This is a genomic window from Saccharopolyspora thermophila (assembly GCF_014646075.1).
Lineage (GTDB): Bacteria > Actinomycetota > Actinomycetes > Mycobacteriales > Pseudonocardiaceae > Saccharopolyspora > Saccharopolyspora thermophila.
In genome coordinates this window covers 13,358-28,057 of record NZ_BMMT01000004.1, presented here as the reverse complement: position 1 = coordinate 28,057, position 14,700 = coordinate 13,358, and the positions used below count along the sequence as shown (strand labels likewise).

Sequence of the window (14,700 nt, the reverse complement as noted above, 5' to 3'; positions counted from 1 at the left end):
GCTACGAAACTGGCCACTCTGCTCCCACACCACAGCCCACTGAGTCGAACCAGAGCCCAGAAGCATCTGGCTCCACAGCACGGCGGTCTGCGCAGACGTGGTCGGGTCTTGCCGTTCTTGACGGCGTCGATGTCGGTCTGGAGCATCCGGGTTCTCTTCGGCCCGTGACGGTGCTTCCCACCCGCGGTCCGGCTTTCCACGGTCGATTCAGTCAGGAGTCGAGGGGTGATCACCAGTTCCAGGGCGCATAGTCCTCGACCGCGTCCACGGCGTCGCCGATACCGTCCACGATTGCCGAACCGGCGTCCGTGACTCCATCACCGAGTCCAGTCATCGCAGCGCCGACGCCGCCAGTGGGAACATAGCTGCCTCCGAAGAGGCCACCGAAGCCATCACTGAGCCAGTTCCAGACATTTTCGACAGGCTGAACGACGAAATTGTCCACGATCGTCACAACACCGTATCCTGCAACGTAGGCGTCGATGTAGAGACCCGTAACCAGACCTGCCGGCCCCCCACCGATATCGTCGGCCAGATCTTCGTACAGATCACCAAAAGAGAAATCGCCGACCAGCGTCGACTTCCCCGAAGGCATGTCTGCCTGCTGGCCGTCTCGCGGAACGTGGTTTCCGTCAGGGCCCTTTTCCGTGACGCGGAGATCCAGCCGATCCGGCAGCTTCACCGGCGGCGGAGGCGGCGGGTACATCACGTCCGGCGGCCTGGGTGCGAGTTCCGGCCGGAAGTAGTCCGTCGTGGATGGCTTCGGCGGCTCCTTGCCCCGGGCAGGCGCGTCCGGGCGGTCGCCCGGGGCAGCACCGTCGTCGTTGCCGGTTGGTCCGGCGTTGGGCCGCTTGTAGCCCGGGTCGACGTCGGGCCCGCTCCGGTCGGCGGAGGGATCGCGCTGGTCCGTGCGCGAGCCGGGGTTCTTGCCAGTCGGGGTCGGTGCCGCCTTGGACTGGTCGTTGGTGGACGAGTCCGTCCCCTTGGTGGTCGGTTGCGAACCGTTCGCCCCCGTAGTGGGCTGCGAGGGCTGGTCGCTGCTGGTGGACTTCGGGCTCGTGCTTCCGGTGGCGGGCTGGGACGTGCCGCCGTCGGGCGTCGTGTGTGCACCGGCGCCACCGGTGGTCGATGAAGAACTCTTTCCGCTTGACGTGGACGGAGACTCGACATCATCAGTGGGGGACTGCGAAGTGGTCTTACCGCCGGTGGCGGAGCGTGCACTTGTTCCGCTGGTCGTCGACTGCGTTCCCGTGCTGCTGCCCGAATCGGATTCGACGTTATCAGGCCGCTGCATCGTGTGCACATCGTTTCGGGTGTTCGATGTCGGCGCCAGATTCGTTTCGGCAAAAGCGGTGGCTGGGGCCAACGCGCAGGTGGAAAGCGCCAGGGTCACACCAAGGACCCGTGATGTCATTCTCATTGATCTGTGCTGCCTTTCGGTTGTGTGCGGAGTGCGGATCAGCAGCTGCGTGCCCTGACTCGTCGCCGCACTGGACAAAAGTGTGCGGTGTGGCCGAGCGGGAAATCGATGGGGACGTCCCTGCTTGGCAGGTGGGGAAAGCACGCCTTTCGCGGCGGGTGCTCGCCCACCATTGCGTCGCCATGCGATCGGCGGTTCAGGCCGGGGTGCCTCCCACCGCGGCAGCCGGCGGGTCCGCCGCTCCCGGGGGCCGGGACGTCAAGCGCGGCGCTCGCTTTCGTGACCTGGTACCGGGCGGGGCGACGCGATAGCTTCTCGGTCGAACCGACTGGCCGGTCTGACGAGGAGGTCAGGATGCGCGCCGCCGTGCACACCGCCGCCAACCAGCCGATGCGGATCGAGCAGCTCGCCGATCCCCGCCCGAAGGCCGGTGAGGTCGCCATCGACGTGCGGTCCTGCGGGGTCTGCCACACCGACCTGCACGTGCTCAGGGGCGAGCTGCCGTTCCCCACGCCGACCGTCCTCGGGCACGAGGTGGCGGGTGTGGTCGCCGAGATCGGGTCCGGCGTCACCGACCTTGCGGTCGGCGATCGGGTGGTGACCAGCTTCATCATGCCGTGCGGCCAGTGCGAGCAGTGCCGCCGCGGCAACGAGGAGATCTGCCAGCGGTTCTTCGAGTTCAACCGGGGCCGGGGTCGCCTCTACGACGACGAGACCCGGCTGTTCCGGCCGGACGGCGAACCGGTGTGGATGTACTCGATGGGCGGGCTCGCGGAACGCTGCGTCACGCCCGCCACCGCGGTGTTCCGGGTGCCGGACGGGGTGGGGCTGACCGACGTGGCCTCGGTGGGCTGCTCGACGATGACCGCCTACGGCGCGCTGCGCCACGCGGCGGACGTGCGCGTGGGCGACACCGTGGCGGTGGTCGCGGCCGGGGGTGTCGGTTCGGCGCTGATCCAGCTCGCCGCGGTGTTCGGCGCGGCGATGATCATCGCGGTGGACATCAGCGAGGAGAAGCTGGCCAGGGCTCGGGAGCTCGGCGCCACGCACACCGTGAACTCCGCCGAGGCGGACGCCCCGGCGGTGATCCGGGAGCTCACCGGTGGTCGTGGTGTGGACGTGGCCTTCGAGGCGCTCGGCGCGGTGCCCACGTTCACCATCGCGCGGGACGCGGTCGTGGAGGGCGGGCAGATCGTGGTCGTCGGTATCGCGCCCCGCGGCACCACCGGGGAGTTCGACCTGGCCACGATCGCCCGGCGCAAGCTGCAGATCAAGGGCTCCTACGGTGCGAAACCGCGCCGCGACATGCCGGTGCTGCTGGACCTGGTGGCCCGCGGTCTGCTGCGCCCGCAGAACGCGATCAGCCGCCACTACCCGTTCGAGCAGGTCCAGGATGCCTACGACGCCCTCGGGCGCGGTGAGATCGTCGGCCGAGCGGTCATCGACATCGGCTAGGCAGCGAGCCCGACTGCCAGCCCGATCAGTCGGTCTTCTCCGGGGGGTAGCCGGGCGGGTGGCCGAGCTGGTCGTAGAGCAGGCCCGCGCGCATCCGGTTCGCCACGTCGCGGCGCAGGTGCAGGATGTAGCCCCAGACCAGGGCGAACACCACACCCATGATGCCGATTGCCGGGTGCACGAAAGCGCACAAAATGATCGCCACCTGCAGGGCGAGCGCGACACCGAGCCCCCACCGGCGCCGCTGCACGAAAGCCGCCAGCAGCATCAGCACCGACAGCGTTGCGACGACCACGAAACCGACGCTGGACACCCCGCCGCCGAACTTCCACACCACCGGCAGCGCGAGCAGGAACGCGATGAACTCCAGCACCAGGGTGCCCGCCATGATGCCGCGCAGGCCCTTCCACGGGTCGCGCACCCCGGGCGGCGCCTCGGGCAGGCCGGATTCGGATTCGGGCTGATCGGTCACGACGGATCCCGCCTCACTCATGCCGGTTCCTTGCCGAACAGGGCGCGGGCCTCCCCCGCGGTCACCACGGAACCGGTGATCACCACGCCGCCGCCGGACATCGACTCGCCGGGATCCGACGTCTCCTCCGCCAGGCCGATGGCCGCCTCGACCGCGTCGTCCAGTCGCGGCTCCACGACGATCCGGTCCGCGCCGAAGATGTCCCTGGCCATGCCCGCCAGCTGGTCGGGGTCCAAGGCGCGCGGCGAGGAGTTCCGGGTCAGCACGACCTCCTCGACGACCGGCTCCAGCTCCTCCAGGATGCCCCGGGCGTCCTTGTCACCGAGCACGCCGACCACCGCGACCAGACGGCGGAAGGAGAACTCCGAGCTGAGTGCGTCGGCGAGGGCCTTCGCCCCGTGCGGGTTGTGGGCGGCGTCGACGAGCACCGCCGGCGCGGAGCGGACCCGCTCCAGCCGCCCGGGTGTGATGACGCTCGCGAACGCCTCGCGGACCCGTTCGACGTCGAGCTGCCGCTGCGCGCCGGCCCCGAAGAACGCCTCCGCCGCGGCCAGCGCCACCGCGGCGTTGCGCGCCTGGTGCTCGCCGTGCAGGGGCAGAAAGATCTCGTCGTAGACCCCGCCGAGGCCCTGCAGCCGGAGCATCTGGCCACCCACGGCGACCGTCCGCGACAGCACGCCGAACTCCTGGCCCTCGCGGGCCACCGTCGCGTCGATCTCCGCGATGCGCTCCATGATCGCCCGCTGCGCCTCGGCGGCCTGCGCGGCCAGCACCACGATGGAGCCGGGCTTGATGATCCCGGCCTTCTCACGGGCGATGCCGGACAGCTCGCTGCCCAGGTACTCGGCGTGGTCCAGGGCGACCGGCGTGATCACCGCGACCTTCGCGTCGGCCACGTTGGTGGCGTCCCAGCTGCCGCCCAGGCCGACCTCGAGCACCGCGGCCTCCACCGGGGCGTCGGCGAAGGCGGCGAACGCCATGCCGGTCAGCACCTCGAACTTGCTCATCCGCACGTCGCTCTGCGCGTCCACGATGGAGACGTACGGGGCGATGTCGCGGTATGCCTCGACGTAGGCCGCCGGGCTGATCGGCCGACCGTCGATGCTGATGCGTTCGGTGGCCAGCTGCAGGTGTGGGCTGGTGTAGCGGCCGGTGCGCAGCCCGAGACCGCTCAGCAGCGCGTCCACCATCCGCGTGGTCGACGACTTGCCGTTGGTGCCCGCGACGTGCACGACCGGGTAGCTGCGCTGCGGCTCGGCGAGCAGATCGGTCAACGCCCGGATGCGGTCGAGCGACGGCTCGATCTTGGTCTCCGGCCAGCGTTCGTTGAGCTCGGCCTCCACCACGCGCAGTTCGTGCAGCGCGGCGGCATCGGTGCCGGTCACAAGCTCACTCCCCTGGTTCAGGCTGGGCACGACGAGGACGACGGCCTCAGTTCGAAGTCTAGATACCGCCCGGACCGGGGTGCGTGGCGGTGCGGGCGGCGTCCTCGATCCGGGCGTCGAGCACGGCTCGGAAGTGCGGGCAGGTCGCGACGTCGACGTGCTCGCATTCCAGGGCGCATTCGACGAGCTCCAGCGAGGCACGCAGCGCGTCAATCCGCCGCCGCAGGTCGTCGCGGTGCTGCCGCATGACGCCGCGCCGGGCGATCGGGTCCTTGGTGGCGAACATCTCGCGGATCGCGTCGAGACCCAGCCCGGCTTCCTTCGCCCGCAGGATGATCGCGACCCGGTACAGGTCGTCCGGGCCGTACCGGCGGCGGCCGGCGACGCGCTCCGGGCTCAGCAGCCCCACCGACTCCCAGTGCCGCAGCACGTGGGTGGCCAGCCCGAACCGTCCGGCAAGGTCGCCGATGCTCATCGTTGACTTCACGTCGACATGAAGTCGCAGGCTGTCCGGCATGTCAACGACAAACCTGATCGAGATCCTCGACCGCTTCGACGCCCAGCCGGAGGCCGCCCGCCTGCGGGAGCGCTCCTACGAACTCCTCGGCCCCACCACGGCCGCCGTCGACGTGGGCTGCGGTACCGGGCTGGCTGTCGCCGAGCTGCGCCGACGCGGGGTGCCGACCATCGGGGTGGACGTCGACGCGGAGGTGGTGGCGGTCGCCGCCGCGCGCTACCCGGACGCCGAGTTCCGGGTGGCGGACGCCGCCGCGCTGCCGTTCGCCGACGGCGAGCTGACCGGCTACCGGGCCGAGAAGGTGTACCACGCGGTGGCGGACCCGGCGGCCGCCCTCGCGGAGGCCCGCCGGGTGCTCGCGCCCGGCGGCCGCATCGTCCTGCTCGGCCAGGACTGGGAGGCGATCCTGGTCGATGCTGCGGACATGGCGCTGACCCGCGCCGTGGTGCAGGCGCGGCTGTCCACCGTGCGGCACCCGCACTCCGCCCGCCGCTACCGGAACCTGTTGCTGGACGGTGGTTTCCACGACGTCTCCGTGGAGGTCCACACCAGTGTGCTCACCGGCGACCTGGTGCTGCCGGTGCTGGTGGGCCTCGCGGAATCAGCCCGCGCCACCGCGGCGGTGACCCCCGAGCAAGCCGACGCCTGGATCGCCGAGCAACGGCACCGGGCCGAGAACGACCGCCTGTTCTTCGCCCTCCCGGTCGTCGTCGCCGCCGTCCGCCAGAGCGAGGCAGAACGCGGTGGAGGACACCTCCGGCCGATCAAACCGGAGGTGCCCTCCACTCACCACACGATCAGGTGATCAGCCCTGCGGCAGGGCCGCCAGGCGGGCGTTGATCCGCTCGATGTCCGCCCGGGCGGTCTCGCGGCGCGCCCGGATCTTCTCCACCACCTCGGCCGGGGCCTTGTCCAGGAACGCCGGGTTGTTCAGCTTCTTCTCGGTACCCGACAGCTCCTTCTCCGCCGCGGCGAGGTCCTTGGCCAGCCGCTTGCGCTCGGCCTCGACGTCCACCGCCCCGGACAGGTCCAGCTCCACCAGGACGGTGCCGCCGGTCAGGCCCACCTCGATCGACGCCGACGACGTGAAGCCGTCCTCGGGCTCGGTGACGCGCGCCAGCGCCCGCACCGCCGGGACGTGGTCGGCCAGCCCCAGCTCGGCCACCCCGCTGAGCTTCGCGGCCACCCGCTGCCCCGGCTTGAGCCCCTGGTCCGACCGGAACCGCCGGATCTCGGTGACCAGCTTCTGCAGCGCGGCGACGCGCTCCGCGGCGGCCTCGTCGACCGCCTCGCCGGACGGTTTCGGCCACTCCGCGACCACCACCGACTCGCGGCCGGTCAGCGCGGTCCACAGCGCCTCGGTGATGAACGGGATCGTCGGGTGCAGCAGCCGCAGCAGCACGTCGAGCACGTACCCGAGCACCTCGCGGGTGCGCTCCGCCCGCTCCCCTTCGCCGTCCAACTGGACCTTGGACAGCTCCAGGTACCAGTCGCAGAACTCGTCCCAGGTGAAGTGGTACAGCGCCTCGGTGGCCTTGGCGAACTGGAAGTCCTCCAGCAGATCGTCCACATCGGACACCAGCTGGTCGATGCGGCCCAGGATCCACCGGTCGGCGTCGGTCAGCTCGCCCCGCTCCGGCAGCCGCTCCGGCACCCGCGCGCCGTTCATCAGCGCGAACTTGGTGGCGTTGAACAGCTTCGTACAGAAGCTGCGCGACCCGGCGACCCACTCCTCGCTGATCGGCGAGTCGGTGCCCGGGTTCGCGCCGCGCGCCAGCGTGAACCGCAGCGCGTCGGTGCCGTAGGTGTCCATCCACACCAGCGGGTCCACGGTGTTGCCCGCCGACTTCGACATCTTCTTGCCGTGCGCGTCACGGACCATGCCGTGCAGCGCGACGATCCTGAAGGGCGGCTGCCCGTCCATCGCGTACAGCCCGAACATCATCATCCGGGCGACCCAGAAGAACAGGATGTCGTAGCCGGTGACCAGCACGCTGGTCGGGTAGAACTTCCGCAGGTCCGCGGTGTCCTCCGGCCAGCCCATCGTGGAGAACGGCCACAGCCCCGAGGAGAACCAGGTGTCCAGCACGTCCTCGTCCTGGTGCCACCCCTCGCCCGACGGAGGCTCCTCGTCCGGGCCGACGCACACCACCTCACCGTTCGGGCCGTACCAGATCGGGATTCGGTGGCCCCACCACAGCTGCCGCGAGATGGCCCAGTCGTGCAGGTTGTCGACCCAGTCGAAGTAGCGCTTGGTCATCTCCGGCGGGTGGATCATCACCCGGCCGTCGCGCACCGCGTCCCCGGCGGCCTTGGCCAGCGGGCCGACCTTGACGAACCACTGCAGCGACAGGCGCGGCTCGATCGGCTCCTTCGACCGCGAGCTGTGCCCGACGCTGTGCAGGTACGGGCGCTTCTCGGCGACGATCCGGCCCTGCTCGCGCAGCGCCTCACGCACCGCGACCCGCGCCTCGAAGCGGTCCATGCCGTCGAAGCGGGTGCCGGTGTGGGCGATGCGGCCCGCCTCGTCCATGATCGTGAGCATCGGCAGGTCGTGCCGCCTGCCGATCTCGAAGTCGTTCGGGTCGTGCGCCGGCGTCACCTTGACCGCGCCGGTGCCGAACTCCGGGTCGACATGCTCGTCGGCGATGATCGGGATCTTGCGCCCGGTCAGCGGCAGCTCGACCTCGGTGCCGACCAGGTGCCGGTACCGGTCGTCGTCGGGGTGCACCGCGACGGCGGTGTCGCCGAGCATGGTCTCGACCCGGGTCGTGGCGACCACGATCGAACGGTCCCCGTCGCCGTAGCGCATGGAGACGAGCTCGCCCTCGACCTCCTTGTGCTCCACCTCGATGTCGCTGATCGCCGAGCGCATCTCGGGCGACCAGTTCACCAGCCGCTCGGCGCGGTAGATCAGCCCGTCGTCGTAGAGCTTCTTGAAGATCGTCTGCACGGCGCGGGACAGCCCGGCGTCCATGGTGAAGCGCTCGCGGCTCCAGTCGACGCTGTCACCGAGACGGCACATCTGGGACAGGATGGCCCCGCCGTGCTGCTCCTTCCACTGCCACACGCGTTCCAGGAACGCCTCGCGGCCCAGCTCGCGGTGGTCGATGCCCTCCTCGCGGAGCTGCCGCTCGACCAGGGCCTGCACGGCGATGCTGGCGTGGTCCATGCCCGGCAGCCACAGAACCTCGTACCCCTGCATCCGGCGGCGCCGGCTGAGGATGTCCATCTGGGTGTGCTCGTAGGCGTGCCCGATGTGCAGGCTGCCGGTGACGTTCGGCGGCGGGATGACGATGGAGAACGGCGGTTTGTCACTGTTGACGTCCGCGGTGAAGTACCCGGCAGCTACCCAGCGCTGGTAGAGCTCGGCCTCGTGGTCGGCCGGATTCCAGGTCGACGGAAGTGCACGGTGCTGGGCGGCATGGGTCTGTGTCACAGGCCGAATTCTACGAGTGGCGGTGCTGCGCCTTTGCCGGGCTCCAGCCGGGCCCGCAACCGGCCCAGATGTGATCTATGACACTCTGCCGTGCCGGTCGATGGGCGGTGCCGCACGCTGGGCGCATGTCACGTGGAGCACCGGAACACGACATCGACGAGAGCGCCCTCCGGGTAGGGCGGCCGGGCGATGCCGCGGCCGGGGTGAAGGGCGTGCTCGTCTCCCTGCGGCGCAGCTGGGAGCAGATGGGCCTGGCCCGCACCGCGCGAACGCTGCCGCTGCTGAACCAGCGGGACGGCTTCGACTGCCCGGGCTGCGCGTGGCCGGACCCGCGCGAGGCCGAGGGCGACCGGCGCAAGATCGCCGAGTTCTGCGAGAACGGCGCGAAGGCGGTCGCCGAGGAGGCCACCACGCGGCGGGTCGGACCGGAGTTCTTCGCCCGCCACCCGGTGGCCGAGCTGGCCGAGCGGACCGACTACTGGCTGGGCCAGCAGGGACGCCTGACGCACCCGATGGTGCTGCGCGACGGCGACACCCACTACCGGCCGATCAGCTGGGCTGAGGCGTTCGAGGTGATCGCGGCGGGCCTGCGGGCCCTGGACTCGCCGGACCAGGCGGCCTTCTACACCTCCGGGCGCACCAGCAACGAGGCCGCGTTCCTCTACCAGCTGATGGTGCGCTGCTTCGGCACGAACAACCTGCCGGACTGCTCCAACATGTGCCACGAGTCGTCCGGGGCGGCGTTGACCGAGACCCTCGGCGTCGGCAAGGGATCGGTGTCGCTGTCCGATGTGGAGCACGCCGATCTCGTGCTGGTGGTGGGCCAGAACCCGGGCACCAACCACCCGCGGATGCTGTCGTCGTTGGAGAAGATGAAGCGGCGCGGGGGCCGGATCGTCGCGGTGAACCCGCTGCCGGAGACCGGGCTGATGCGGTTCCGCAACCCGCAGAACGTGCGCGGGGTGCTGGGTGGCGGCACGCCGCTGGCCGACGAGTTCGCCCAGATCCGCATCGGCGGCGACCTGGCGCTGTTCAAGGCGCTCAACGCGCTGGTGCTCAGGGCCGGTGCGGTGGACAAGGAGTTCGTCGCGGCGCACACGCACGGCTTCGCCGAGTTCGCCGCCCAGGCCGACCTCGACTGGGAGGCCACCACCGAGGCCACCGGGTTGCCGCAGGAGCAGATCGAGCGGATCGCCGAGATGGTGATCTCCTCGGAGCGTACGGTCGCCTGTTGGGCGATGGGCCTGACGCAGCACCGGCAGGGCGTGGCGACCATCCGCGAGGTGGTCAATCTGCTGCTGTTGCGCGGCATGATCGGCAAGCCGGGCGCGGGGGTGTGCCCGGTGCGTGGTCACTCCAACGTGCAGGGCGACCGGACGATGGGCATCTGGGAGAAGATGCCGGAGAGGTTCCTGGCCGCGCTGGAGGCCGAGTTCGGGGTGCCGGTGCCGCGGCACCCCGGCCTGGACACGGTGGACACGATCCGGGCCATGCGGGACGGCCGGGTGCGGGCGTTCGTGGGCATGGGTGGCAACTTCGTGTCCGCCACCCCGGACACGGAGGCCACCGCGGCGGCGCTGCGCAGCTGCGAGCTGACCGTGCAGGTGTCGACGAAGCTCAACCGCTCGCACGTCACGCCGGGCCGCACCGCCCTGATTCTGCCGACACTGGGCCGCACCGAGCGCGACGTGCAGGCCGGTGGTCCGCAGTTCGTGACGGTCGAGGACTCGATGTCGGTGGTGCACGCCTCGCGCGGGCGGCTCGCCCCGGTTTCGGAGCACCTGCTGTCGGAGGTCGCGATCATCTGCCGCCTGGCCCGCACGCTGCTGGGCCCGGACCACCCGGTGCGCTGGGAGTCGTTCGAGCGGGACTACGACGTGATCCGGGACCACATCGCGCGGGTGGTGCCCGGCTGCGAGGACTACAACCGCCGGGTCCGGGAGCCGGACGGGTTCGTGCTGCCGCACCCGCCGCGCGACAGCCGCACCTTCCCGACCGCGACCGGCAAGGCGAACTTCACGGTGAACGTGCCGGAGCCGATCCAGGTCCCGACCGGGCGGCTGCTGCTGCAGACGCTGCGCAGCCACGACCAGTACAACACCACGATCTACGGCCTGTCGGACCGCTACCGGGGCATCGAGGACGGCCGCCGCGTGGTACTGGCCCACCCCGAGGACATCGCGGAACTCGGCTTCACGGCGGGAGATCTGGTGGACGTGGTGTCGGAGTGGACGGCCCCGGACGGCTCGGTGGAGGAACGCCGCGTGAACCGCTTCCGCCTCGTGGCCTACCCGACGGCCCGCGGCTGCGCGGCGGCGTACTACCCGGAGGCCAACCCGCTGGTGCCGCTGGGCTCGGTGGCGGAGGGCTCGAACACCCCGGTCTCCAAGGCGGTCATCGTCCGCTTCGAACCCCACGCGACCGGGCGTGACATCAGGTGAAGCAGGACCCGTCGCCAGCCACCGGACAGTGCGTGATGTCGTTCATCGACACCAACACGCCAAGCCAGCTCCACCCGGACTGATCGCCAGTCATCGCCATCCTGGACGGCGGCCGACCTGCTTCGCCAACCCGACCAACTGCGCGATGAGATCATCCGCCGGGAGTTCGCTGAAAATCTCGTTCTCTACCAGGTCCATAACGTGGCGGTTACTTTCGGCCACATGCACTCCCGGGCGCCCGACGAGCTTCTTTGCCCACTCATTCCTGGCGACCACGAAATCGGTGAGCACCACTTGACGACCGTGCGCCACAGCCTGCCGGGCCTGGATTCGCGCGCCACTCTTCTCGCCCGCCTCCACGATGATCGTTGCTCGACCATAACCGGACATCACCGCTTTTCGCATCGGAAAATTCTGCGGGCGAGGCGGCGTATCAGGCCAAAACTGCGACAGCACGAGCCCTTCCGTCGCAATCCTGTCCTGCAGCGCAGGATTTTCCGTCGGATAGTAGTTCGCGACTCCAGTGCCAATGCAGGCAACGGTACGGCCGTTCGCCTCCAGCGCGGCTGTGTGCGCTGCGGTATCAATACCCTTGGCCAGACCCGAGATCACTGTGATGTCCCGCTCCACGAGGTTCCTGGCAATGGTGACGGCAATCTTGATACCGCGCTCGGACGCTGCTCGCGAACCCACGACGGAGACAGTGTTGGCGACGAAGCCGACGACCGGCAGGCCGGTCATGACGTGCGGCGAGTGCGACGATGCGGGCAACGGCGAGCAGGTCTGCGACCATGGGACTCCCGGCAATATGGGGCCGATCACGCGGCCGTGCATACGGTGTACAAGCCGCCCGTACGAGGGCGATGTTCCGCAGAGGGAGAACGCGATGGGACGCGTAACGGTGCGCCGCCCGGTGCTGAGGATCGCCGCTGACGGCAGCCGTACCAGGCCGGACACGCTGGCCGCCGAGGAACCCCTGGAGATCCGGGTCAACGGCAGCCCGCTCACGGTCACCATGCGCACCCCGGGCCACGACGTCGAACTCGCGCACGGGTTCCTGCTGACCGAGGGCGTCATCCACGACAAGAACCAGCTGGCCACGGCCCGCTACTGCGACAGCCCCGGTCCCGATGGCCGCAACACCTACAACGTGCTGGACATCCTGCTCGCGCCGGGCGTGCAGCCGCCGGACTCCTCGGTGACCCGCAACTTCTACACCACCTCGTCCTGCGGCGTGTGCGGCAAGGCCGCGCTGGACTCGGTCCGGCTCACCACCCGCCACTCCCCCGCCGCGGACCCGCTGGTGCTGGACGCCGGAACCCTCGCCGACCTGCCGGACCGGCTGCGGGCCGCGCAGCGCGTCTTCGACACCACCGGCGGGCTGCATGCGGCAGGCCTGTTCACCGCGGACGGCGAGCCGCTCGTGGTGCGCGAGGATGTCGGCAGGCACAACGCGGTCGACAAGGTCCTCGGCTGGGCGCTGCTTGCCGAACGCGTACCGCTGCGGGGCTGCGTGCTGATGGTGTCGGGGCGGGCGTCGTTCGAACTCGTGCAGAAGGCCGCGATGGCCGGCGTCCCGGCGCTGGCCGCGGTCTCCGCGCCGTCCTCGCTCGCCGTGGACCTCGCCGCCGAGCAGGGCATGACGCTGGTCGGCTTCCTGCGCGGCCGGTCCATGAACGTCTACGCCGGGGCCGAGCGGATCGTGACCAAGAACATCGCCTGACACGAGCGGACCCGCTTGGAGCTCCTCGCGCGCCGTTGGCACGATGACGGCGGGGAACTGCGACAGGAGGGTGCATGGGTGATGCGAGCGGTCGCCGCCTGCTGCGCCGCCGCAGCGTGCTGGCCGCCGGGATCACCGGGGCCGCGTCCCTCGGGGTGGCGTTGGCCAGCGGCCTGAGCACCGGTGGCGTCCACCACGCCGTGCCGCTGGCCAACCAGCAGAACGTGTTCGTGGAACAGGTCTACTCGCACGCCCGCAATCGCCACGTGAACCTGGTGACGATGTTCCCGAAAGGCGTTGCGCGCGAAGGACTTCCGGTGTGCCTGATGCTGCACGGGCGGTTCGGCGACGCGCGCAGATCGGCGAGCGGCCTGCCGACGTGGTTGTCGCGGTCGGTCGCCGCGGGCCGCGTCCCGCCGTACGCGTTCCTCGCGGTGGACGGCGGCGGCAACAGCTACTGGCACCGTCGGCCCGGCGACGATCCGATGTGGATGTTGCTTGACGAGGTGCCCCGCTGGCTGGCCGCGCGGGACCTGGGCGGCGAGGGCGGGCTGCCGTTCGCGGCGGCGGGAATCTCGATGGGCGGTTTCGGGGCGCTGCTCTACGCCCGGCGCCGCCGCGAGCAGGGCGACCCGCTCAGCGCCGCCGCCGTGGTCGCGCCGGCGCTGATCACCAGTTGGCGGGAGATGAGCAAGCGGCGTGCCTTCGCCAACGAGGCCGAGTGGGCGGCGATCGACCCGCTGCGCCACATCGACGCGCTGGGCGACGTGCCGCTGGGCGTGTGGTGCGGCACCGAGGACCGGTTCATCGAGGGCACCCGCCGGTTCATCCGGCAGGCGAAGCCCGAGTACGCCTCCACGACCCCGGGCGGCCACAACAGCCGCTACTACCGCAAGGCGCTGCCGGAGCTGGTCGACTTCGTTGGCGCCCAACTGGCACTGTCCGATGAGGGGTGAGAAATCCCCCGGGTCAGACCAGGCGGAGGCGGTGGCGGGAGTGGTCGGCCGTGTACGGGTCCGAGTCGAAGCGGTCGTTCAGCGGGACCGTGCCGTAGCGGGCCCAGCGCAGCACTGACGGCCACGGGCCGTAGCCCGCGTCGGTGTTCAGGTGCTCACCGTCGAGGATCACGTCCATCTCGACCTGCAGCGCCTCCGCCAGCGCGTGCGCCTGGTACATCGACAGGTACGGGTCGCCGGTGCCCACCACCAGGCGCGTGATGCCCGCCGCGCGGCGCAGCGCCGCCGCGTCCGTTGGGTACGGCGTGATGCCCCGGGCGTCCGGGTACTGCCAGTCCGGTGCGGGCGGCGCCACCAGGAGCACGCGGTCCGCCCGCCGGAAGCGGCCCTCGATGGTGGTTGCGTGGTGCAGCCACAGCGCCACGCCGCAGGCGTGCGCGGCCACGACCAGCTCCGCGTCCGGTGGCACCGCGGCCAGGCGCTCCCGCAGCACCGGCAGCCACCGCTCCAGCACCGGCCGGTCCGCATCCGGGAGGGCTGGCAGGTCCACCACGACGCCCTCCTGCTCGCGGAGTTGCCCGGCGAGCCACTGCTGCCAGTGCCAGGGGCCGGAGCCGGTCATCCCGTGGACCAGCAGGACATGCATCTCGCTCATGGCACCGCTCCCGGAATCGGTGGTCTGGGTCGTACCGATGATCATCCAACCGGACGGGGTCCGCAGCGCGTACGACCGGTACCCACCGGTTCCGGTCATCTCGACCGCACCGGAGCGCGGCCAACCGTCCCGCCCGGGCGCTCGCACCCGGCAACCGGCAGATCGACCGGACTCCAGAAACACCAGACCCCGGTGACGCGGGTGCCACCGGGGTCGAGGCCATCGTCACAGCGGACG

At 70.5% G+C, this 14,700-nt stretch carries 12 protein-coding genes; 5 read left to right on the top strand and 7 right to left on the bottom strand.

Annotated features, from left to right (window positions below; translation table 11 throughout):
- Positions 1-229 precede the first annotated feature (229 nt).
- Positions 230-1,393 (bottom strand): hypothetical protein, encoded by a 1,164-nt coding sequence (locus tag IEY17_RS07870; protein ID WP_188986655.1) that lies wholly within the window; start codon positions 1,391-1,393, stop codon positions 230-232.
- Between the two features lie 381 nt (positions 1,394-1,774).
- Here IEY17_RS07870 and IEY17_RS07865 point away from each other — a divergent pair, with 381 nt between their 5' ends.
- Positions 1,775-2,875 carry a zinc-binding dehydrogenase gene (locus tag IEY17_RS07865; RefSeq protein WP_188986654.1) on the top strand — a complete coding sequence of 367 codons (1,101 nt, stop codon included), beginning with the start codon at positions 1,775-1,777 and terminating at the stop codon, positions 2,873-2,875.
- A gap of 25 nt (positions 2,876-2,900) precedes the next feature.
- Here IEY17_RS07865 and IEY17_RS07860 read toward each other — a convergent pair whose 3' ends face one another.
- The 3 genes from IEY17_RS07860 to IEY17_RS07850 are packed head-to-tail and all read right to left on the bottom strand — an operon-like array spanning position 2,901 to position 5,207.
- Positions 2,901-3,368, bottom strand: coding sequence for a DUF4233 domain-containing protein (locus IEY17_RS07860; protein ID WP_188986653.1), 468 nt, complete (start codon positions 3,366-3,368; stop codon positions 2,901-2,903).
- The gene (gene folC, locus IEY17_RS07855) at positions 3,365-4,732 is read right to left on the bottom strand and encodes a bifunctional tetrahydrofolate synthase/dihydrofolate synthase (RefSeq protein WP_188986652.1); all 1,368 of its coding nucleotides are present in this window, start codon (positions 4,730-4,732) and stop codon (positions 3,365-3,367) included. Before folC ends, IEY17_RS07860 begins: the two co-directional genes overlap by 4 nt.
- 58 nt (positions 4,733-4,790) lie before the next feature.
- A complete protein-coding gene (locus IEY17_RS07850; RefSeq protein WP_188986651.1) occupies positions 4,791-5,207 on the bottom strand; it encodes a MerR family transcriptional regulator in 417 nt (138 codons plus the stop codon).
- A gap of 40 nt (positions 5,208-5,247) precedes the next feature.
- Between IEY17_RS07850 and IEY17_RS07845 the strand changes: the two genes are divergently transcribed.
- Positions 5,248-6,054 carry a methyltransferase domain-containing protein gene (locus IEY17_RS07845; protein ID WP_188986650.1) on the top strand — a complete coding sequence of 269 codons (807 nt, stop codon included), beginning with the start codon at positions 5,248-5,250 and terminating at the stop codon, positions 6,052-6,054.
- Here IEY17_RS07845 and IEY17_RS07840 read toward each other — a convergent pair whose 3' ends face one another.
- A complete protein-coding gene (locus IEY17_RS07840; protein WP_188986649.1) occupies positions 6,055-8,688 on the bottom strand; it encodes a valine--tRNA ligase in 2,634 nt (877 codons plus the stop codon).
- A 125-nt stretch (positions 8,689-8,813) separates the two neighbouring features.
- Here IEY17_RS07840 and IEY17_RS07835 point away from each other — a divergent pair, with 125 nt between their 5' ends.
- On the top strand, positions 8,814-11,129 hold the full coding sequence (locus tag IEY17_RS07835; protein ID WP_188986648.1) for an FdhF/YdeP family oxidoreductase: 2,316 nt from the start codon (positions 8,814-8,816) through the stop codon (positions 11,127-11,129).
- A gap of 90 nt (positions 11,130-11,219) precedes the next feature.
- Here the strand turns inward: IEY17_RS07835 and IEY17_RS07830 are convergent, their stop codons facing one another.
- Positions 11,220-11,870, bottom strand: a complete 651-nt coding sequence (locus tag IEY17_RS07830; protein ID WP_229679933.1) for a DNA-processing protein DprA — start codon at positions 11,868-11,870, stop codon at positions 11,220-11,222.
- A 145-nt stretch (positions 11,871-12,015) separates the two neighbouring features.
- On the opposite strand from IEY17_RS07830, the gene fdhD reads away from it, so the two are divergent.
- Together fdhD and IEY17_RS07820 are read left to right on the top strand one after the other, a co-directional pair.
- Complete coding sequence (gene fdhD, locus IEY17_RS07825; protein ID WP_188986646.1) at positions 12,016-12,852, top strand: formate dehydrogenase accessory sulfurtransferase FdhD; 837 nt, start codon at positions 12,016-12,018, stop codon at positions 12,850-12,852.
- A 74-nt stretch (positions 12,853-12,926) separates the two neighbouring features.
- Complete coding sequence (locus IEY17_RS07820; protein WP_188986645.1) at positions 12,927-13,808, top strand: alpha/beta hydrolase; 882 nt, start codon at positions 12,927-12,929, stop codon at positions 13,806-13,808.
- Positions 13,809-13,821: 13 nt separating this feature from the next.
- Here the strand turns inward: IEY17_RS07820 and IEY17_RS07815 are convergent, their stop codons facing one another.
- Positions 13,822-14,463 (bottom strand): RBBP9/YdeN family alpha/beta hydrolase, encoded by a 642-nt coding sequence (locus IEY17_RS07815; protein WP_188986644.1) that lies wholly within the window; start codon positions 14,461-14,463, stop codon positions 13,822-13,824.
- Between the last annotated feature and the right edge of the window lie 237 nt (positions 14,464-14,700).